16 protein-coding genes and 1 pseudogene are annotated in these 19,918 nt (G+C 59.8%); 12 read left to right on the top strand and 5 right to left on the bottom strand.

Annotation, left to right across the window (positions count from 1 at the left end; translation table 11 throughout):
- Positions 1-52: 52 nt before the first annotated feature.
- Positions 53-1,543, bottom strand: a complete 1,491-nt coding sequence (locus tag ACX3YF_RS01715; protein ID WP_130207472.1) for a leucyl aminopeptidase — start codon at positions 1,541-1,543, stop codon at positions 53-55.
- 406 nt (positions 1,544-1,949) lie between these two features.
- On the opposite strand from ACX3YF_RS01715, the gene lptF reads away from it, so the two are divergent.
- From lptF to pdxJ, 8 genes are all read left to right on the top strand, one after another.
- Positions 1,950-3,068, top strand: a complete 1,119-nt coding sequence (gene lptF / locus ACX3YF_RS01710; RefSeq protein ID WP_130207474.1) for an LPS export ABC transporter permease LptF — start codon at positions 1,950-1,952, stop codon at positions 3,066-3,068.
- Complete coding sequence (gene lptG, locus ACX3YF_RS01705) at positions 3,061-4,122, top strand: LPS export ABC transporter permease LptG (RefSeq protein WP_458973336.1); 1,062 nt, start codon at positions 3,061-3,063, stop codon at positions 4,120-4,122. Before lptF ends, lptG begins: the two co-directional genes overlap by 8 nt.
- Positions 4,123-4,293: 171 nt before the next feature.
- Positions 4,294-6,093: a translation elongation factor 4 gene (gene lepA, locus ACX3YF_RS01700; RefSeq protein ID WP_130207478.1), complete on the top strand. Its 1,800-nt coding sequence runs from the start codon at positions 4,294-4,296 to the stop codon at positions 6,091-6,093.
- A gap of 5 nt (positions 6,094-6,098) precedes the next feature.
- Positions 6,099-6,953: a signal peptidase I gene (gene lepB, locus ACX3YF_RS01695; protein ID WP_130207480.1), complete on the top strand. Its 855-nt coding sequence runs from the start codon at positions 6,099-6,101 to the stop codon at positions 6,951-6,953.
- A gap of 184 nt (positions 6,954-7,137) precedes the next feature.
- On the top strand, positions 7,138-7,827 hold the full coding sequence (gene rnc, locus ACX3YF_RS01690; protein ID WP_018927089.1) for a ribonuclease III: 690 nt from the start codon (positions 7,138-7,140) through the stop codon (positions 7,825-7,827).
- Entirely contained in the window at positions 7,820-8,722 is a 903-nt protein-coding gene (gene era, locus ACX3YF_RS01685; RefSeq protein WP_047538131.1) for a GTPase Era, read from the top strand. Before rnc ends, era begins: the two co-directional genes overlap by 8 nt.
- A gap of 131 nt (positions 8,723-8,853) precedes the next feature.
- Positions 8,854-9,537, top strand: a complete 684-nt coding sequence (recO, locus tag ACX3YF_RS01680; RefSeq protein ID WP_090467302.1) for a DNA repair protein RecO — start codon at positions 8,854-8,856, stop codon at positions 9,535-9,537.
- A gap of 51 nt (positions 9,538-9,588) precedes the next feature.
- Positions 9,589-10,335: a pyridoxine 5'-phosphate synthase gene (pdxJ, locus tag ACX3YF_RS01675; RefSeq protein WP_047538133.1), complete on the top strand. Its 747-nt coding sequence runs from the start codon at positions 9,589-9,591 to the stop codon at positions 10,333-10,335.
- Positions 10,336-10,461: 126 nt separating this feature from the next.
- On the opposite strand, the gene mltF is transcribed toward pdxJ, so the two are convergent.
- Positions 10,462-11,922, bottom strand: coding sequence for a membrane-bound lytic murein transglycosylase MltF (gene mltF, locus ACX3YF_RS01670; RefSeq protein ID WP_130207482.1), 1,461 nt, complete (start codon positions 11,920-11,922; stop codon positions 10,462-10,464).
- Between the two features lie 286 nt (positions 11,923-12,208).
- Here mltF and purL point away from each other — a divergent pair, with 286 nt between their 5' ends.
- Both purL and ACX3YF_RS01660 read left to right on the top strand, forming a co-directional pair.
- Entirely contained in the window at positions 12,209-16,105 is a 3,897-nt protein-coding gene (gene purL, locus ACX3YF_RS01665; RefSeq protein WP_458973335.1) for a phosphoribosylformylglycinamidine synthase, read from the top strand.
- Positions 16,106-16,125: 20 nt separating this feature from the next.
- The gene (locus tag ACX3YF_RS01660; protein WP_130207486.1) at positions 16,126-16,437 is read left to right on the top strand and encodes a YqfO family protein; all 312 of its coding nucleotides are present in this window, start codon (positions 16,126-16,128) and stop codon (positions 16,435-16,437) included.
- A gap of 97 nt (positions 16,438-16,534) precedes the next feature.
- On the opposite strand, the gene ACX3YF_RS01655 is transcribed toward ACX3YF_RS01660, so the two are convergent.
- A complete protein-coding gene (locus ACX3YF_RS01655; RefSeq protein ID WP_130207488.1) occupies positions 16,535-17,734 on the bottom strand; it encodes a hypothetical protein in 1,200 nt (399 codons plus the stop codon).
- Positions 17,735-17,859: 125 nt separating this feature from the next.
- On the opposite strand from ACX3YF_RS01655, the pseudogene ACX3YF_RS01650 reads away from it, so the two are divergent.
- Positions 17,860-17,955, top strand: a pseudogene (locus ACX3YF_RS01650) (NGG1p interacting factor NIF3); the annotation flags it as partial.
- A gap of 66 nt (positions 17,956-18,021) precedes the next feature.
- On the opposite strand, the gene ACX3YF_RS01645 reads toward ACX3YF_RS01650, so the two are convergent.
- Both ACX3YF_RS01645 and ACX3YF_RS01640 read right to left on the bottom strand, forming a co-directional pair.
- A complete protein-coding gene (locus ACX3YF_RS01645; protein ID WP_458973334.1) occupies positions 18,022-18,525 on the bottom strand; it encodes a L,D-transpeptidase family protein in 504 nt (167 codons plus the stop codon).
- 50 nt (positions 18,526-18,575) lie between these two features.
- Positions 18,576-19,124 (bottom strand): NUDIX hydrolase, encoded by a 549-nt coding sequence (locus ACX3YF_RS01640; protein WP_196586328.1) that lies wholly within the window; start codon positions 19,122-19,124, stop codon positions 18,576-18,578.
- Between the two features lie 147 nt (positions 19,125-19,271).
- Between ACX3YF_RS01640 and ACX3YF_RS01635 the strand changes: the two genes are divergently transcribed.
- Complete coding sequence (locus tag ACX3YF_RS01635; RefSeq protein ID WP_047538148.1) at positions 19,272-19,871, top strand: CoA pyrophosphatase; 600 nt, start codon at positions 19,272-19,274, stop codon at positions 19,869-19,871.
- Positions 19,872-19,918 lie beyond the last annotated feature (47 nt).

Here is a 19,918-nt window from a genome sequence, read left to right as displayed (position 1 = left end):
CCTGAGCCGGGGCGGCGTCACTGGCAAGCAACGCCGCCCGGGATCATCGGTTTCAGGCTTTGGCGCGGTCCAGCAGGTATTGGGTCAGCAAGGGAACCGGACGGCCAGTGGCGCCCTTGTCCTTGCCGCCGCTGGTCCAGGCGGTGCCGGCGATGTCCAGGTGCGCCCAGTTCAGGTTCTTGGTGAAGCGCGACAGGAAGCAGGCTGCGGTGATGGTGCCGGCTTTCGGGCCGCCGATGTTGGCGATGTCGGCGAACGGGCTGTCGAGTTGCTCCTGGTACTCATCGAACAGCGGCAGTTGCCAGGCGCGGTCGTCGGCTGCCTTGCCGGCGCTGAGCAGTTGGCCGATCAGTTCATCGTTGTTGCCCAGCAGGCCCGAAGTGTGGGAGCCCAGGGCAACCACGCAAGCGCCGGTCAGGGTGGCGATGTCGATGACGGCTTGCGGCTTGAAGCGCTCGGAGTAGGTCAGGGCATCGCACAGCACCAGACGGCCTTCGGCGTCGGTGTTGAGGATTTCCACGGTCTGGCCGCTCATGGTGGTGACGATATCGCCCGGGCGAGAAGCGTTGCCGCTCGGCATGTTCTCGGCGCAAGCCAGGATGCACACCAGGTTGATTGGCAATTTCAGCTCGAGTACCGCACGCAGGGTGCCGAACACGCTGGCAGAGCCACCCATGTCATATTTCATTTCGTCCATGCCGGCGCCTGGCTTGAGGCTGATACCGCCGGTGTCGAAGGTGATGCCTTTGCCGACCAGGGCGTAGGGCTTCTCGGATTTCTTGCCGCCGTTGTATTGCATGACGATCAGGCGCGGTGGTTGGGCGCTGCCCTGGCCAACGGCATAGAACGAGCCCATGCCCAGTGCCTTGATCTTCTTCTCGTCGAAGACTTCGACTTTCAGGTCCTTGAATTCTTTGCCGAGGTTTTTCGCTTGCTCACCGAGGAACGTCGGGTGGCAGATGTTAGGCGGCAAGTTGCCCAGGTCGCGAGTGAAGGCCATGCCGTTGGCGATGGCGGTGGCGTGGGTCACGGCGCGTTGCACTTCAGCCTGGGCGGCCTTGATGGTCAGCAGGGTGACTTTCTTCAGGGCGCGTGGTTCGGCTTTCTGGCTCTTGAACTGATCGAACTGGTATTCGCCGTCCACCAGGGTTTCGGCCAGCAGGCGGGTCTTGCCGTAGCTGTCGCGGCCCTTGACCACGATTTCGTCCAGGGCCAGGACCGCATCACTGCCGCCCAGGCCTTTGAGGGTATTGAGTACGCCGGCGATGATTTTGCGGAACGGGCGGTCGCCCAGTTCTTCATCTTTACCCACGCCCACCAGCAGCACGCGCTCGGCCTTGAGGTTTGGCAGGCTGTGCAGCAGCAGGCTCTGCCCGACCTTGCCGGCCAGGTCGCCACGCTTGAGCACGGCGCTGATCGCACCGCCGCTGAGTTCGTCGAGTTGTTTGGCGGCGACGCCGAGTTTGCGGCCTTCACCGACGGCGACCACCAGCGTGGCGGTTTTCAACGTTTCCGGGTTAACGCTCTTTACAACCAGTTCCATGTCCGGGTCCCTGAATTGATGGTCAACTCGCAAGCGCTCGACACCGTATGTGCGTCGCCTGCCTGCATCTAAATAGAAAGTAATAGTAAGGCGCCAGTACCGACCGGCGACGAAGGCCGCAGTTTGAACCTCGCTGGAGGCGCCTGACAACCCTCGGTTGTACGATTGTCGGAGCGAGCCTGCTCGCGAAGAACTTGAGGCTGCGGCGGGGTTTCAGGCTTCGCGCGATTAGGTGTCGCCCTTCGCGAGGAGGCTCGGTCCTGCAGGCGCTTCCATGCATTGCGCAGTGACAGGCGCACCCAATCACAGGATAATGCGCCATCTTTTTCGGCGGCTCTGCTCTGCGGGTTGCCTGATATGTTTGTTTGTTTGGCTGCCTTCGCCTGACAATCCTGGAGTGTCTGGTTTGATCGTCTTCCGTTACCTATCCCGCGAAGTCCTGTTGACCTTGAGCGCCGTCAGCGCCGTGCTGCTGGTCATCATCATGAGCGGACGCTTCATCAAATACCTCGCCCAGGCGGCTTCGGGCCTTCTGGATCCGGGTTCACTGTTTCTGATCATGGGCTTCCGCCTGCCGGGATTCCTGCAACTGATCCTGCCATTGGGGCTGTTCCTGGGGATTCTGTTGGCGTATGGCCGGCTGTATCTGGAAAGTGAGATGACCGTGCTTTCGGCTACCGGCATGAGCCAGCAGCGTCTGTTCGTCATGACCCTTTTTCCGGCCACGCTGGTGGCGCTGATCGTGGCGTGGCTGAGCCTGAGCCTGGCGCCACAAGGTGCCAATCAGTTCCAGTTGCTGCTGAACAAGCAAGATGCCCTGACCGAGTTCGATACCCTGGAGCCGGGGCGCTTCCAGGCGTTGCGCGACGGTACCCGGGTGACCTACACCGAGCAGTTGTCCGATGATCGTATCAACCTGGGCGGCGTATTCATCTCGCAAAAGAACGCCTCATCCGACGGGAAAGATCGCGGGATTTCCGTGCTGGTGGCCGAAAAGGGCCGGCAGGAAATCAAGCCAGATGGCAATCGCTACCTGATCCTCGACAATGGCTACCGTTACGACGGTAATCCGGGGCAGGCCGACTATCGTGCGATCAAGTACGACGAGTACGGTGTATTGCTACCCAAGCCGGATGTCAGTGACGAAGTCACCGACCGTGATGCGCTGAGCACCAGTGTCTTGATCCATAGCGATGACTTGCGTATGCGCGCCGAACTTGAGTGGCGCCTGTCCTTGCCTTTGCTGGTCTTCATCGTGACCCTGATGGCGGTGCCGCTGTCGCGAGTCAATCCGCGCCAGGGGCGCTTCCTCAAATTGTTGCCGGCGATTCTTCTTTATATGGCTTACCTGACCCTGCTGATTGCCGCACGCGGCGCCCTCGACAAGGGCAAGATCCCGGTGGCGTTGGGCTTGTGGTGGGTGCATGCCATCTTCCTGGTCATCGGCCTGGGCCTGCTTTACTGGGAACCCCTGCGCTTGAAAATGGCGAGTCGCCGCAGCGCGCTGGAGGTGGCCCGTGGTTAAGCTCGACCGCTACATTGGTAGCAGCGTGCTCATTGCGATCCTGGCCGTGCTGGGGATCATCCTGGGGCTGGCGACGTTGTTTGCGTTCATCGACGAAATGGGCGAGATCAGCGATACCTACACCCTGACCGATGTCGCGAGTTATGTGCTGCTGACGGCACCGCGCCGGCTTTACGAGATGTTGCCGATGGCGGCGTTGATCGGTTGCCTGATCGGCCTCGGCAGCCTGGCCAGCAACAGCGAGTTGACCATCATGCGCGCGGCCGGCGTGTCGATCGGGCGAATCGTCTGGGCGGTCATGAAGCCCATGCTGGTGCTGATGCTTGCCGGCGTGCTGATCGGCGAGTACGTCGCCCCTGTCAGCGAAAACATCGCGCAAGCCAATCGTTCGCTGGCCCAGGGCGGTGGCGACGCGCAAAGTGCCAAGCACGGCATGTGGCACCGTCAGGGCGATGAGTTCATCCACATCAACTCCGTTCAGCCCAATGGCATTTTGTACGGTGTGACCCGTTATCGCTTTGACGCCGAGCGGCACATGTTGTCCGCCAGCTTCGCCAAGCGCGCAGACTTCGACAAGGAGCACTGGCAGCTGACCGATATCACCACCACGCTGTTCCACGATAAAAGCTCTGAGGTGGTGACTGCCCCCATGGAGCGCTGGGACGTGGCATTGAGCCCGCAATTGCTCAATACCGTGGTGATGACGCCCGAGTCGTTGTCGATCAGCGGTCTGTGGGGGTATATCCACTATCTGGCGGACCAGGGCTTGAACAATGGTCGTTACTGGCTGGCATTTTGGGTCAAGGTGTTGCAACCGTTGGTCACTGCCGCGCTGGTGCTGATGGCGATTTCCTTCATTTTCGGTCCGTTGCGTTCGGTGACCCTGGGTCAGCGGGTGTTTACCGGCGTGCTGGTGGGCTTCACTTTCCGCATTGCCCAGGATTTGCTGGGCCCTTCGAGTCTGGTGTTCGGTTTCTCGCCGCTGTTTGCGGTGCTGGTGCCGGCCGGTATCTGTGCCTTGGCCGGGCTGTGGTTGTTGCGTCGCGCCGGTTGATGGCGGGGCGTTCCCGGCTTCTTTGGTCATAAAAAACGCCCCTGTCGCAAGACCGGGGCGTTTTTGTACTGGCCGTCTGACCTGCGAACGTGACGCTAGCGCCGTGGATCAGGTACAATTCCCGGCTATTTTTCGGCGGGCTATGCCTGCAGCCTTTTTGAGTGTTGATCCGTGAGTGATTTGAGTCATATCCGCAATTTCTCCATCATCGCCCACATTGACCATGGCAAGTCGACGCTGGCCGATCGCTTCATCCAGATGTGCGGCGGCCTGGCCGAGCGTGAAATGGAAGCCCAGGTCCTCGACTCCATGGACCTTGAGCGTGAACGCGGCATCACCATCAAGGCGCATAGCGTTACCCTGTATTACAAGGCCCGTGATGGCATCACCTATCAGTTGAACTTCATTGATACCCCCGGCCACGTTGACTTCACCTACGAAGTCAGCCGCTCGCTGGCGGCCTGTGAAGGCGCGTTGCTGGTGGTCGATGCCGGTCAGGGTGTCGAGGCGCAGTCGGTAGCCAACTGCTACACGGCGATCGAGCAGGGCCTGGAAGTGATGCCGGTGCTGAACAAGATCGACCTGCCACAGGCCGATCCGGACCGCGTTAAAGAAGAAATCGAAAAAATCATCGGCATCGATGCCACCGACGCGGTCACTTGCAGTGCCAAGACCGGTCTGGGCGTCGATGAAGTGCTCGAGCGCCTGGTAACCACCATTCCGGCGCCGACCGGCAACATCGAAGATCCGCTGCAAGCGTTGATCATCGACTCCTGGTTCGACAACTACCTGGGCGTTGTGTCCCTGGTGCGCGTACGCCATGGCCGTGTGAAGAAGGGCGACAAGATTCTGGTCAAGTCCACCGGCAAGATCCACCTGGTGGACAGCGTCGGTGTCTTCAATCCCAAACACACCGCTACCGTTGACCTGAAAGCCGGTGAAGTGGGCTTCATCATCGCCGGCATCAAGGACATTCACGGTGCGCCAGTGGGCGATACCCTGACCTTGAGCTCGACGCCGGACGTCGATGTGTTGCCAGGTTTCAAACGCATTCAGCCTCAGGTCTATGCCGGTCTGTTCCCGGTCAGCTCCGACGACTTCGAAGACTTCCGTGAGGCGCTGCAAAAGCTCACCCTGAACGACTCGTCGCTGCAATACACACCGGAAAGCTCCGACGCCCTGGGCTTCGGCTTCCGTTGCGGTTTCCTCGGCATGCTGCACATGGAAATCATCCAGGAGCGCCTGGAGCGCGAGTACGACCTGGACCTGATCACCACCGCGCCAACGGTAATTTTCGAGCTGCTGCTCAAGACCGGCGAAACGATCTACGTCGATAACCCGTCGAAGCTGCCAGACCTGTCTTCCATCGAAGACATGCGTGAGCCGATCGTGCGGGCCAATATTCTTGTGCCGCAGGAGCACCTGGGCAACGTCATTACCCTGTGCATCGAGAAACGCGGCATTCAGCATGACATGCTGTTCCTCGGTACCCAGGTCCAGGTGACCTACGATCTGCCGATGAACGAAGTGGTCCTGGACTTCTTCGACCGCTTGAAGTCCACCAGCCGCGGCTATGCTTCGCTGGATTACCATTTCGACCGTTACCAATCGGCTAATCTGGTGAAACTGGATGTGCTGATCAACGGCGACAAGGTCGACGCCCTGGCGCTGATCGTGCACAAGGACAACGCGCACTACAAAGGTCGCCAGTTGACCGAGAAGATGAAAGACCTGATTCCGCGGCAGATGTTCGACGTGGCAATCCAGGCCGCCATTGGCGGTCAGATTGTGGCGCGGACAACCGTCAAGGCACTCAGAAAGAACGTATTGGCCAAATGCTACGGCGGTGACGTTAGCCGTAAGAAAAAACTGCTGGAAAAGCAAAAGGCCGGTAAAAAACGCATGAAGCAGGTCGGTAACGTGGAAATTCCACAAGAAGCCTTCCTTGCAGTGCTCAGGTTGGATAGTTAGGTCCTATGTCACTAAATTTCCCGCTGTTGCTGGTCATCGCCGTATTCGTCTGCGGCTTGTTGGCGTTGCTCGATCTGCTTTTCCTGGCGCCGCGTCGGCGTGCCGCCATTGCCTCCTATCAGGGGAGCGTGAGCCAGCCTGATGTGATGGTGGTCGAGAAACTGAACAAAGAACCGCTGCTGGTCGAATACGGCAAGTCGTTCTTCCCGGTGTTGTTCATCGTGCTGGTGCTGCGTTCGTTCCTGGTGGAACCGTTCCAGATCCCTTCCGGCTCGATGAAACCGACCCTGGACGTCGGCGATTTCATCCTGGTGAGCAAGTTTTCCTACGGGATCCGCTTGCCGGTGATCGACAAGAAAGTCATTGAAGTTGGTGAGCCACAACGCGGCGATGTGATGGTGTTCCGCTATCCGAGCGATCCAAACGTCAACTACATCAAGCGTGTAGTCGGTCTGCCGGGTGATCAGGTTCGTTACACCGCTGACAAGCGCCTGTTCGTCAACGGTGAATCGATCGCCGAGCAACTGGTCGGCTCCGAGCCGGGCACCTTGGGGAGCGCCGAGCTCTACAAGGAAAAACTGGGCGCCGCCGAGCACCTGATCCGCAAGGAAATGAGTCGCTACCGTGCTACGCCGGACCGTTCATGGACCGTACCTGCCGGGCACTACTTCATGATGGGCGACAACCGCGACAATTCGAACGACAGTCGTTACTGGGATGATCCGAGCATTCCCAAGGATCTGCTGGGCATGGTTCCCGACAAGAATATCGTCGGCAAGGCCTTTGCAGTCTGGATGAGCTGGCCGGAACCCAAACTCAGTCACCTGCCGAATTTCTCGCGGGTTGGCCTGATCAAGTAATCAAACACGGCGCTGTTGAACACAGCGCCGAATGCATTTCTGGAGTCGACACAATCGACACCGGCAGCATGAAAACAACGATATTCAGGACGTTATTTTTGAACACAGCGTTAATTGTCCCAAGCCTGCGCCGAACCCCGGCGATGGCGGTGGAATCCAACCACGAACTCAGCGTGGGTAAACCGTGAGCGTCTCTTTAAGCCGTCTCGAGCGCCAGCTCGGTTACACCTTCAAGGATCAGGAACTGATGGTCCTGGCCCTGACTCACCGCAGCTTTGCCGGGCGCAACAACGAGCGCCTGGAGTTCCTCGGTGATGCCATTCTCAACTTCGTGGCTGGCGAGGCATTGTTCGATCGCTTCCCGCTGGCCCGCGAAGGCCAGTTGTCGCGTTTGCGTGCCCGTCTGGTGAAAGGTGAGACCCTGGCCGTACTGGCCCGTGGTTTCGATCTGGGCGAATACCTGCGCCTGGGCTCCGGCGAATTGAAGAGCGGCGGTTTCCGTCGCGAGTCGATTCTGGCCGATGCCCTGGAAGCGCTGATTGGTGCGATCTACCTCGATGCCGGCATGGAAGTGGCGCGCGAACGCGTGCTGGCCTGGCTGGCCGGCGAGTTCGAAGGCCTGACACTGGTCGACACCAACAAGGACCCAAAAACCCGCCTGCAGGAGTTTCTGCAGTCCCGTGGTTGCGAACTGCCGCGTTACGAAGTGGTGGATATCCAGGGTGAGCCGCATTGCCGGACGTTCTTCGTCGAATGCGAAATCATCTTACTGAATGAAAAAAGCCGAGGTCAGGGTGTGAGCCGTCGCATTGCCGAACAGGTAGCGGCCGCCGCAGCACTGATTGCCCTGGGTGTGGAGAATGGCAATGACTGATACAACTGCAACGCGCTGTGGCTATGTTGCCATCGTCGGCCGTCCGAACGTGGGCAAGTCCACGTTGCTGAACCACATCCTGGGTCAGAAACTGGCGATCACCTCGCGCAAGCCGCAAACCACCCGTCACAACATGCTCGGTATCAAGACCGAAGGCGATGTGCAGGCCATCTATGTCGACACCCCCGGCATGCACAAGGGTGGCGAGAAAGCCCTGAACCGCTACATGAACAAGACCGCATCGGCGGCGTTGAAAGACGTCGACGTGGTGATTTTCGTGGTCGACCGCACCAAGTGGACCGAAGAAGACCAGATGGTCCTCGAGCGCGTGCAATACGTGACCGGCCCGCTGATCGTGGCGCTGAACAAGACCGACCGCATCGAAGACAAGGCGGAGCTGATGCCGCACCTGTCCTGGTTGCAGGAACAGTTGCCGAACGCGCAGATCATCCCGATCTCGGCCCAGCACGGGCACAACCTCGACGCGCTGGAACGGGTGATTGCCGGGCATCTGCCGGAAAACGATCACTTCTTCCCGGAAGACCAGATCACCGACCGCAGCAGCCGTTTCCTTGCCGCTGAACTGGTGCGCGAAAAAATCATGCGCCAGATGGGGGCCGAGCTGCCATACCAGATCACCGTCGAAATCGAAGAGTTCAAGCAGCAGGGGAAAACCCTGCACATTCATGCGTTGATCCTCGTCGAACGTGACGGCCAGAAGAAAATCATCATTGGCGACAAGGGCGAGCGCATCAAGCGTATCGGCACCGAGGCGCGCAAGGACATGGAGCTGCTGTTCGACTCCAAGATCATGCTCAACCTTTGGGTCAAGGTGAAGGGTGGCTGGTCCGACGACGAACGCGCCTTGCGTTCGCTGGGTTACGGCGACCTGTAATACGGCGCTGCCCCCTGTAGGAGCGAGCCTGCTCGCGATGGTGGAAAACGATAACGCAGGCTTTCTGAATGAACGCGGCGCTTTCAAGTCCATCGCGAGCAGGCTCGCTCCTACAGGTCACTGAGAACTCCATGTCCCAGCCAATTGGCCAACCCGCCTACGTCCTCCACTCCCGCGCCTACCGCGAAAGCAGTGCGCTGGTGGACTTCCTCACGCCGCAAGGTCGGCTGCGGGCCGTATTGCGCAGTGCGCGAGGCAAGGCCGGGACGCTGGCACGGCCATTCGTACCACTGGAAGTGGAGTTTCGGGGGCGAGGCGAGCTCAAAAACGTGGGGCGCATGGAAAGCGCCGGCGTTTCCACCTGGCTCAACGGAGAAGCCCTGTTCAGTGGCCTTTATCTCAATGAGTTGCTGATTCGCCTGCTGCCCGCCGAAGATCCGCATCCCGCCGTATTCGATCATTACGCCGCCACCCTGCTGGCCCTGGCTGAAGGTCGTCCGCTGGAACCGCTGCTGCGCTCATTCGAATGGCGGCTGCTCGATGACCTCGGTTACGGCTTTTCTCTGATCACTGACATCCACGACGCCCCCATCGCGCCGGACGGCCTCTATCGCTTGCAAGTGGATGCGGGGCTGGAGCGGGTCTATCTGTTGCAACCGGGCCTGTTCAATGGCACGGAATTGCTGGCCATGGCCGATGCTGACTGGAGCGCGCCGGGTGCCTTGTCGGCGGCCAAGCGCTTGATGCGGCAGGCGCTGGCCGTTCATTTGGGCGGTCGGCCGCTGGTTTCCCGAGAGTTGTTTCGAAAACCGTAAATTCCCCATGTATGCTGTGCACCGAACTTTCTCTTCTTCTGGAGCGCTTCCGTGACCACCAGCACCCGCATTCTTCTTGGCGTGAATATCGACCACGTTGCCACCTTGCGTCAGGCCCGGGGCACTCGCTACCCGGACCCGGTGAAGGCAGCACTGGATGCGGAAGAGGCGGGCGCCGATGGCATTACCGTGCACTTGCGTGAAGACCGTCGCCACATCCAGGAGCGCGATGTGTTGCTGCTCAAGGACGTGCTGCAGACCCGCATGAACTTCGAGATGGGCGTCACCGAAGAAATGATGGCGTTCGCCGAGCGGATTCGCCCGGCGCACATTTGCCTGGTGCCGGAAACCCGTCAGGAGCTGACGACGGAAGGTGGTCTGGACGTGGCGGGGCAGGAAGCCCGGATCAAGGCGGCGGTGGAGCGTCTGTCGAAGATCGGCTCGGAAGTGTCGCTGTTCATCGATGCCGATGAGCGTCAGATCGAGGCGTCCCGTCGTGTGGGCGCGCCGGCCATCGAGCTGCACACCGGGCGTTACGCCGATGCCGAGACGCCTGCCGAGGTGGCTGAAGAACTCAAGCGGGTTGCCGATGGCGTGGCGTTTGGTCTGGCCCAGGGCCTGATCGTCAACGCCGGCCATGGCCTGCATTACCACAACGTCGAAGCCGTTGCGGCAATCAAAGGTATCAACGAGCTGAACATCGGCCATGCGCTGGTGGCCCATGCGTTGTTCGTTGGCTTCAAGTCAGCTGTTTCGGAGATGAAGGCGCTGATTCTGGCGGCGGCCGCCAAGGCTTAAAGCCGGGCGCAAGACCCGATGCGGGAGCGAGCCTGCTCGCGATGACGGCCTGACAGGCACAATTGAAGTGACTGAAAGGGCCCCATCGCGAGCAGGCTCCCTCCCACAATTATTTGATGGGGGCTGTTAAAGCGGTGCCGGTTCCGGAGCCGGCTTGGTCTTGTCGATCCCCGGCACGAGCAACTTGCCCTCGGCCACTTGATCGCCTTCAAGTTGCGGCTGCGTCACCCAGGTCAGGATGTCGTAATAGCGGCGGATGTTGGCCACGAAATGCACCGGCTCACCGCCACGGGCATAGCCGTATCGGGTTTTGCTGTACCACTTCTTTTCGGACAGCCGCGGCAGCATTTTCTTCACGTCCAGCCACTTGTCCGGATTCAGGCCTTCGCGCGTTGCCAGTTTGCGGGCGTCATCCAGGTGGCCGCTGCCGACGTTGTAGGCCGCCAGGGCAAACCAGGTGCGATCCGGTTCCTGGATCGACTCGTCCAGTTGATCCTTCATGTAAGCCAGGTACTTGGCGCCGCCCATGATGCTCTGCTTGGGGTCGAGGCGGTTGGACACGCCCATGGCCTGCGCGGTGTTCTGGGTCAGCATCATCAGGCCGCGCACGCCGGTTTTCGACGTGACTGCCGGTTGCCACAACGATTCCTGATAGCCGATGGCCGCCAGCAGGCGCCAGTCGACTTTCTCTTTCTTGGCATAGGCCTTGAAGTGCTGTTCGTACTTGGGCAGGCGTTGCTGCAAGTGTTGGGCGAAGGTGGTGGCGCCCATATAGCCAAGGACGTCGACATGCCCGTAATAGCGGTCCTTGAGGCGTTGCAGGGTGCCGTTTTTCTTGACCTTGTCGAGGTAGGCGTTGATCTCGTTGAGCAGGCTGTTGTCATCCCCGGCCGCCACCGCCCAGCTCTGGTTGCTGGCGTCACCGAGGTCAAAGGCGACCCGGATATTGGTGAAGTAGACCTGGTTCATCGCGACTTCGTTGGAGTCCACCAGGGTCAGGTCGATCTGCCCCTCATCGACCATGCGCAGCAGGTCGACGACTTCAACGGCGTCGGACTCTTCGTATTCAATGCCGGGAAATTGCTTTTTCAGCTGCGCCAGTTGTTCGGCGTGGGTGCTGCCCTTGAGCACCATGATCTTCTTGCCCACCAGATCTTTCGCTTCGGTCGGGCGCGACTGGCCGTTGCGATAGATGATCTGTGGGGTCACTTCCAGATAGGAGTGGGAAAATCGCACCTGCTTTTTACGCGCTTCGCTGCTGACCAGCCCCGCGGCGGCCAATACCGGGCCTTTGGGTTTGCCCACCTCGTTGAACAGGTCGTCGAGGTTGTCGGCGGTCTCGATCTTGAGTTCGACCCCCAGATCGTCGGCGAAGCGCTTCACCAGCTCGTATTCGAAGCCGGTTTCACCGTTGCGATCCTGGAAGTAGGTGGCGGGGCTGTTTCGGGTGATCACCCGCAGCACGCCATCCTCCTTTACGCGCTCCAGTGTGTTGGGTTTATCAACACAGCCACTGAGCATCAGGAAGAGTCCGGTTGCGATCAGCCATTTGGCGTACCGCGGACGCAAAGCCGTTGGGAAAAACATTTGCGCAGTATACGCAAAGGACCACGAGCGCCATATCTCGACAGCAAAGGGCTTGTCTGCTAGAAGGCGAAAAACCCACTTGGAGCCCGCAGGAATGGGCTATAACCCGATTTTGCACCCGTCAAAATAACTCGAGCCGAGCGCCCCGATCGGCGCCGGTTTTTCGGTCGGACACCCGCTCCGACGTCCGGGTGCAACCGCGCGTAGCGTTTCGGGTGATGTCGCGGGCTGTTTAGGCTAGAATGCACGGCCTCAAAGCACACCCCTTCCCGAGGCTGTCCCGAAGATGTTGATCCTGCGCGGCGCTCCTGCCCTTTCTGCCTTTCGCCACAGCAAACTCCTTGAGCAACTGAGCCAGAAGGTCCCGGCTGTCAGTGGCCTGTATGCTGAATTCGCTCACTTCGCCGAAGTTACCGGCGTCCTGACCGGCGACGAACAGCAGGTGCTTGCGCGCCTTCTGAAATACGGTCCAAGCGTTCCGGTCCAGGAGCCGACCGGTCGTCTGTTTCTGGTGTTGCCGCGGTTTGGCACCATTTCGCCATGGTCGAGCAAGGCCAGCGACATCGCTCGCAATTGCGGGCTGACCAAGATCCAGCGCCTGGAGCGCGGCATTGCGTTCTACGTTGCCGGCCAGTTCAGCGACGCAGAAGCACAGCTGATTGCCGATGTGCTGCACGACCGCATGACCCAGATCGTCCTGGGCAACCTCGAACAGGCTGCCGGCCTGTTCAGCCACGCCGAACCCAAGCCCCTGACCGCGATCGACGTGTTGGGTGGCGGCCGCGCCGCGCTGGAAAAAGCCAACACCGAGCTGGGCCTGGCCCTGGCGGAAGACGAGATCGACTACCTGGTCAACGCATTCGTCGGCTTGAAGCGCAACCCGCACGACATCGAACTGATGATGTTCGCCCAGGCCAACTCCGAGCATTGCCGTCACAAGATTTTCAACGCCAGTTGGGATATCGACGGCGAGAGCCAGGAAAAAAGCCTGTTCGGCATGATCAAGAACACCTACGTGATGCACAGCGAAGGCGTTCTGTCAGCTTACAAGGACAACGCATCGGTGATCGTCGGCTCCGTGGCCGGTCGTTTCTTCCCGGACCCTGAAACCCGCCAGTACGGCGCGGTGCAGGAGCCGGTGCACATCCTGATGAAAGTCGAGACCCACAACCACCCGACCGCGATTGCCCCGTTCCCGGGCGCGTCCACCGGTTCCGGTGGCGAGATCCGTGACGAAGGTGCAACCGGTCGCGGCGCCAAGCCGAAGGCTGGCCTGACCGGCTTCACCGTATCGAACCTGCAGATCCCGGGCTTCGAACAGCCATGGGAAGTGCCATACGGCAAGCCTGAGCGCATCGTTACCGCCCTGGACATCATGATCGAAGGCCCACTGGGCGGCGCGGCGTTCAACAACGAATTCGGCCGTCCGGCACTGACCGGTTACTTCCGGACCTTCGAACAATCCATCTCCACCCCGCACGGTGATGAGGTTCGCGGTTACCACAAGCCGATCATGCTGGCCGGCGGCATGGGCAACATCCGTGAAGAACACGTCAAGAAAGGCGAAATCCTCGTTGGCTCCAAGCTGATCGTGCTCGGCGGCCCGGCGATGCTGATCGGTCTGGGCGGCGGCGCGGCTTCCTCCATGGCCACCGGCACCAGTTCGGCGGACCTGGACTTCGCTTCCGTACAGCGTGAAAACCCTGAGATGGAGCGTCGCTGCCAGGAAGTCATCGACCGTTGCTGGCAACTGGGCGACAAGAACCCGATCAGCTTCATCCACGACGTGGGTGCGGGCGGTCTGTCCAACGCCTTCCCGGAACTGGTCAACGACGGCGACCGTGGTGGCCGTTTCGAACTGCGTAACATTCCAAACGACGAGCCGGGCATGGCCCCGCACGAAATCTGGTCCAACGAATCCCAGGAACGTTACGTTCTGGCAGTCGGCCCGGCTGATTTCGAGCGCTTCAAGGCGATCTGCGAACGCGAGCGTTGCCCGTTCGCCGTGGTCGGCGAAGCCACTGCCGAGCCGCAGTTGACTGTCACCGACAGCCACTTCGGCAACAGCCCGGTGGACATGCCGCTCGAAGTGCTGCTGGGCAAGGCCCCGCGCATGCACCGCTCGGTGGTGCGTGAAAACGAGCTGGGCGACGATTTCGATCCGTCGACCCTCGACATCGGCGAGTGCGTCGAGCGCGTACTGCATCACCCGGCCGTGGCCAGCAAGAGCTTCCTGATCACCATCGGCGACCGCACCATCACCGGCCTCGTGGCCCGTGACCAGATGGTCGGCCCGTGGCAGGTTCCGGTGGCCGACGTTGCCGTCACCGCCACCAGCTTCGACGTCTACACCGGTGAAGCCATGGCCATGGGCGAGCGCACTCCGCTGGCGCTGCTGGACGCTCCGGCGTCGGGCCGCATGGCCATCGGCGAAACCCTGACCAACATCGCGGCCTCGCGCATTGCCAAGATCTCCGACATCAAGCTGTCGGCGAACTGGATGTCGGCTGCCGGTCACCCGGGCGAAGACGCGCGTCTGTACGACACCGTGAAAGCGGTCGGCATGGAGCTGTGCCCTGAGCTGGGCATCACCATTCCGGTGGGCAAGGACTCGATGTCCATGGCCACGCGCTGGAACGATGAAGGCGTGGACAAGGCTGTCACTTCGCCGATGTCCCTGATCGTGACCGGTTTCGCGCCAGTGACCGACATCCGTCAGACCCTGACCCCGCAACTGCGCATGGACAAGGGCACCACCGACCTGATCCTGATCGACCTGGGCCGCGGCCAGAACCGCATGGGCGCCTCGATCCTCGCCCAGACCCACGGCAAGCTGGGCAAGCAGGCCCCGGACGTCGATGACGCCGAAGACCTGAAAGCGTTCTTCGCCGTGATCCAGGGCCTCAACGCCGACGGTCACCTGTTGGCTTACCATGACCGTTCCGACGGTGGTCTGCTGACCAGCGTGGTCGAGATGGCCTTTGCCGGTCACTGCGGCCTGAACCTGGTGCTCGACAGCGTTGCCGAGGATGCCTCCGAGATCAACGGCATCCTGTTCAACGAAGAACTGGGCGCAGTGATCCAGGTGCGTCAGGACGCGACGCCAAGCGTACTCGCACAATTCAGTGCGGCGGGTTTGGCTGATTGCGTGGCGGTGATCGGCCAGCCGATCAACAACGGTCAGATCGACATCGTCTTCAATGGCGACACCGTGTTCGAAGGTCAACGCCGCTTGCTGCAACGCCAGTGGGCCGAGACCAGCTACCAGATCCAGCGCCTGCGTGATAACGCCGACTGCGCCGAGCAGGAGTTCGACGTGATCCTGGAAGAAGACAACCCGGGCCTGAGCGTCAAGCTCAGCTTCGACGTCAACCAGGACATCGCCGCGCCTTACATCAAGAAAGGCATTCGCCCACAGGTTGCCGTGCTGCGTGAGCAGGGCGTCAACGGTCAGGTGGAGATGGCGGCGGCGTTCGACCGTGCCGGCTTCAGCGCGATCGACGTGCACATGAGCGACATTCTGGCCGGCCGTGTCGACCTGAACGAGTTCAAGGGCCTGGTCGCCTGCGGCGGCTTCTCGTACGGCGACGTACTGGGTGCCGGTGAAGGCTGGGCCAAGTCGGCCCTGTTCAACAGCCGTGCCCGCGATGCGTTCCAGGGCTTCTTCGAGCGTAACGACAGCTTCACCCTGGGCGTGTGCAACGGTTGCCAGATGATGTCCAACCTGCACGAGCTGATTCCGGGCAGCGAGTTCTGGCCGCACTTCGTGCGTAACCGCTCCGAGCAATTCGAAGCGCGCGTGGCGATGGTGCAGATCCAGGAGTCGAACTCGATCTTCCTGCAAGGCATGGCCGGTTCGCGCATGCCGATCGCCATTGCCCACGGCGAAGGTCATGCCGAATTCTCCAGCGAAGAAGCACTGCTGGAAGCGGATCTGTCCGGTTGCGTAGCCATGCGTTTCGTCGACAACCACGGCAAGGTCACCGAAAACTATCCGGCCAACCCGAACGGCTCGCCGCGCGGGATCACCGGCCTGACCAGCCGCGACGGTCGCGTGACCATCATGATGCCGCACCCGGAGCGTGTGTTCCGCGCCGTGCAGAACTCGTGGCGTTCGGAAGACTGGAACGAAGACGCTCCCTGGATGCGCATGTTCCGTAATGCTCGTGTGTGGGTGAACTAAGAGCGGGTGGACTCAGGGCCGTGTACAAGCTCAGCTTTTTTGTTCCTGCCAGTCACGTCGAAGACGTGAAAAGCGCCGTATTCGCCGCCGGTGGCGGTCGGATCGGCGCTTACGATCACTGCGCCTGGCAAGCGCTTGGCCAGGGCCAGTTTCGCCCACTGGACGGCAGTCAGCCGTTCATTGGCGAAGCCGGGCAGGTCGAGCGGGTCGAGGAATGGAAGGTCGAGTTGGTAGTGGCTGACGAGTTGATTCACTCGGTGGTGATGGCGCTAAAACAGAGCCATCCCTATGAAACACCGGCGTATGAGGTGTGGCGGTTGGAGGATTTCTGACCGCTGAAATGAAAAACCCGCTGAGAGCGATTTCAGCGGGTTTTTTGGGGGTTGGGTTTCAGCAGTGTGGGAAGGTGCTCAGTCAGCGCAGCGGAATCTAATCTTCCGGGCTTACCACCGTAAACCGGACAACTGCACTCGGCTCGGAAGTGAGACCATTTTTACTCTGTCGTGCTCGGATGCGATGGTTGCCTTCTCCTAGCGTTAGCGAGCTGTACCATTTGTTATCCACCACCAACGCGTCGTTTAACTTTGTACCTGCGCCATTGAGCAATTCGACTGTATTGCCCACTTCACATAATCCATCGATTGCCAAAGCCCCCGCCGGGTGGGTACTGTCCGTGACGGGGACTCGAATTGATGGTGCGGGGGGGCGGGTGTCGATGATCCAGATGGGCAGCTGATAAAAAATTTTACCTATCGCCCACCCAGAGTCTCCATCACCTACATGAATATCGATCAATTCATTACCGGATCTGTAGTGAGGGCCAACCATCACTTTCCAGCGGTCACCGACTGAATATCCGTGATACTCCCCATTATCCCAATAGGTAACTACGTAAGTAAATGATTCAGTGCCTGAATATGGGGTGCGCGTACCGCCGAATTCGGAAATACCCATTGGAACGTTTCTTCCTAGTTGTCCGGGCGTAACTTCGGGCGTATCCCAGGTGGATTCCAGTTCGTTGTTTGTCAATCCGACTCCAATCCAGCGTCCTACCACATCGGATACGTCATCACCGACCACCTGCCGAATCTTCACATAGGCCACCTGGCTCTGGTTCCATGTATGTGCGTATGACCAGGTGGTACCGGTCACTACCGCTTTGCCTAACATGTTTTCATCCAGATCAAATACAAAAACTGTCGCGTTCAATGTACACGATCCCTTGAACTGCACTATGCCGCCGATGGGAATGGAGCTGTTGACGTCGGGCTCTGTCACTTCGGGCAAGGGGATTGTGCCCTTATCGCGCACCATGAATGTCGGGACTGGTCCAGGATCCGAGGTAATGCCATCGACAGTTTGTCGAACCTGAAAAGTATGGACGCCCGGTGAAAAATCCTTCAGCGAATGGGACCACTTTGTGCCGATGGCCGGCACAGTTACCCATGACGACGAGATCAATAGCTCTACTTGCGCGTTATCCACGCACGTGCCGCAAATGCGAATGTAATCAGAATACACGGCACCCAATTTTGGCCATTCGACCACCGGCACGGGTGGTTTCGTCGATTTTGCGGTTGAAGTGATTTTGTCCGTATTTTCTGCTTGTTCTTCGCTTGAATCGCTCATGGTCTAGCTCTCCTGGCGCAGGCGGACGCGCCTGGGTCTGGTGCAGATTCTCGTATAGACCATCAATAGTGAACATCTGACAGAAATGACAGTTCAGACCAACGGTAGTCGTTGGGATCAATGGGGCGGATGAGTTGATTCACTCGGTGGTGATGGTGCTGAAACAGAGCCATCCCTATGAGACACCGGCGTATGAGGTGTGGCGGTTGGAGGATTTCTGACCGCTGCAATGAAAAACCCGATGAGAGCGATTTCAGCGGGTTTTTTGTTGCGCGAAACAAAGGGAGCTAGGGACGAATCTCGATCATCGTGCCATCCGGCACCAGGTTCCAGACTTCACGCATGTCCCTGTTGCGCATGGCGACGCAGCCGTCGGTCCAGTCCAGGGTATGGAACAGGTCTTCCGGGGTGTCATCGGTGTCCGGGGTGCCGTGGATCATGATCATGCCGCCGGGATCGACGCCTTCGCGGCGTGCGCGGGCGGAGTCAGTGATGTTCGGGTAGGAAATGTGCATCGCCAGATTGAAGTTGTTGCTGGTCTTGCGCCAGTCGATCCAGTAGAAGCCCTCTGGCGTGCGTTTGTCGCCTTCCATCAGTTTCGCGCCCTTGGGGCGTTTGCCCAGGGAAATGCGATAGGTCTTGACCGGCTTGCCGTCCATGATCAATTGCAATTGATGGGCGGACTTGAGAACCAGGACTTTCTCGATGACCTTGCCGTTCAGCGTTTCCACGGCAGACGCCTGGGATACCGTGATGAAAGACAAGCAAAACAGGGCAAGCAACCAGCGCATTGAAACGATTCCCCAAAAGGTGTCGCGACTATTCATTTATAGATGTTTTTTTAGTTGGCAGGCTGAGCGAGCGGCGGGATCGATTCGGACCGCACGGGGTAGACCTCGGCCCGCCGGTCAGCGAAGAAGCATTCTAAGGTACGGCCCACCGTGCGGAAAGCCAGCTCATCCCAAGGAATGTCGACTTCGTCGAATAATTGCACTTCCAGGCTTTCAGGGCCGGCGGCAAAGTTCAGATCGGCCAGTTCGGCGCGGAAAAATACATGCACCTGGCTGATGTGCGGCACGTCGATCAGGGTATAGATGCTCAGGTTGCGCACCCGGGCGCAGGCTTCCTCGGCGGTTTCGCGAATCGCCGCCTGCTCGATGGTCTCGCCGTTTTCCATGAAACCGGCGGGCAGGGTCCAATAGCCCAGGCGTGGCTCGATGGCGCGTCGGCACAGCAATACCTTGTTGCCCCAGGTCGCCACGCAACCGGCGACGATATTGGGGTTCTGGTAATGAATGGTCTGACAGCGGTCGCAAACGAAGCGAAGGCGCGAATCACCTTCGGGAATGCGCTGGGTCACCGGGTTGCCGCACTGACTGCAAAATTTCATGCTTGGGTTCCTGAATGCTGCGCCTATCTTGGCGTGCGGCGGTGGCTGTCGGCAAGTTGTCGTTTCGCGACACGCCGCTCTCCGGGGGCTTGGGCGACCGAGGCGATTGGTGCATGATGCAGGGTAAGGCACAGATCGAGAACACTCATGCTGGACGAGCTACTGCATCGGGTAAGCAACCACACACCGCGCACGTTGGAGACCGACCGACGTTTCCCTGAGGCCGCCGTACTGATGCCCATCACTCGCAGTGACGAGCCGGAACTGCTGCTGACCTTGCGTGCCAGCGGACTCTCGACCCACGGCGGCGAGGTGGCCTTTCCCGGCGGCCGACGCGACCCCGAAGACCCCGACCTGATTTTCACCGCCCTGCGCGAAGCCGAAGAAGAGATTGGTTTGCCGCCAGGGTTGGTCGAAGTGATCGGCCCGCTCAGCCCGCTGATTTCCCTGCACGGCATCAAGGTCACCCCTTATGTCGGGGTGATTCCCGATTTCGTCGAATACCAGGCCAACGATGCCGAGATTGCCGCAGTGTTCAGCGTGCCCCTGGAATTCTTCCGCAAGGACCCGCGCGAACACACCCACCGCATCGATTATCAGGGCCGCAGTTGGTACGTGCCGAGTTATCGCTATGGCGAATACAAGATCTGGGGGCTGACGGCGATCATGATCGTCGAGTTGATCAACCTGCTCTATGACGCCAAAATCAGCCTGCACCAACCGCCGAAAAGCTTTATCAATACCTGATGCCATCACTCGAATGGCCTGAACACGCCGCTGCCTGAGCCTTGAGG

The sequence above is a fragment of the Pseudomonas fluorescens group sp. PF-69 genome, from assembly GCF_054481235.1.
This window is presented reverse-complemented; position numbering and strand designations above follow the sequence as displayed.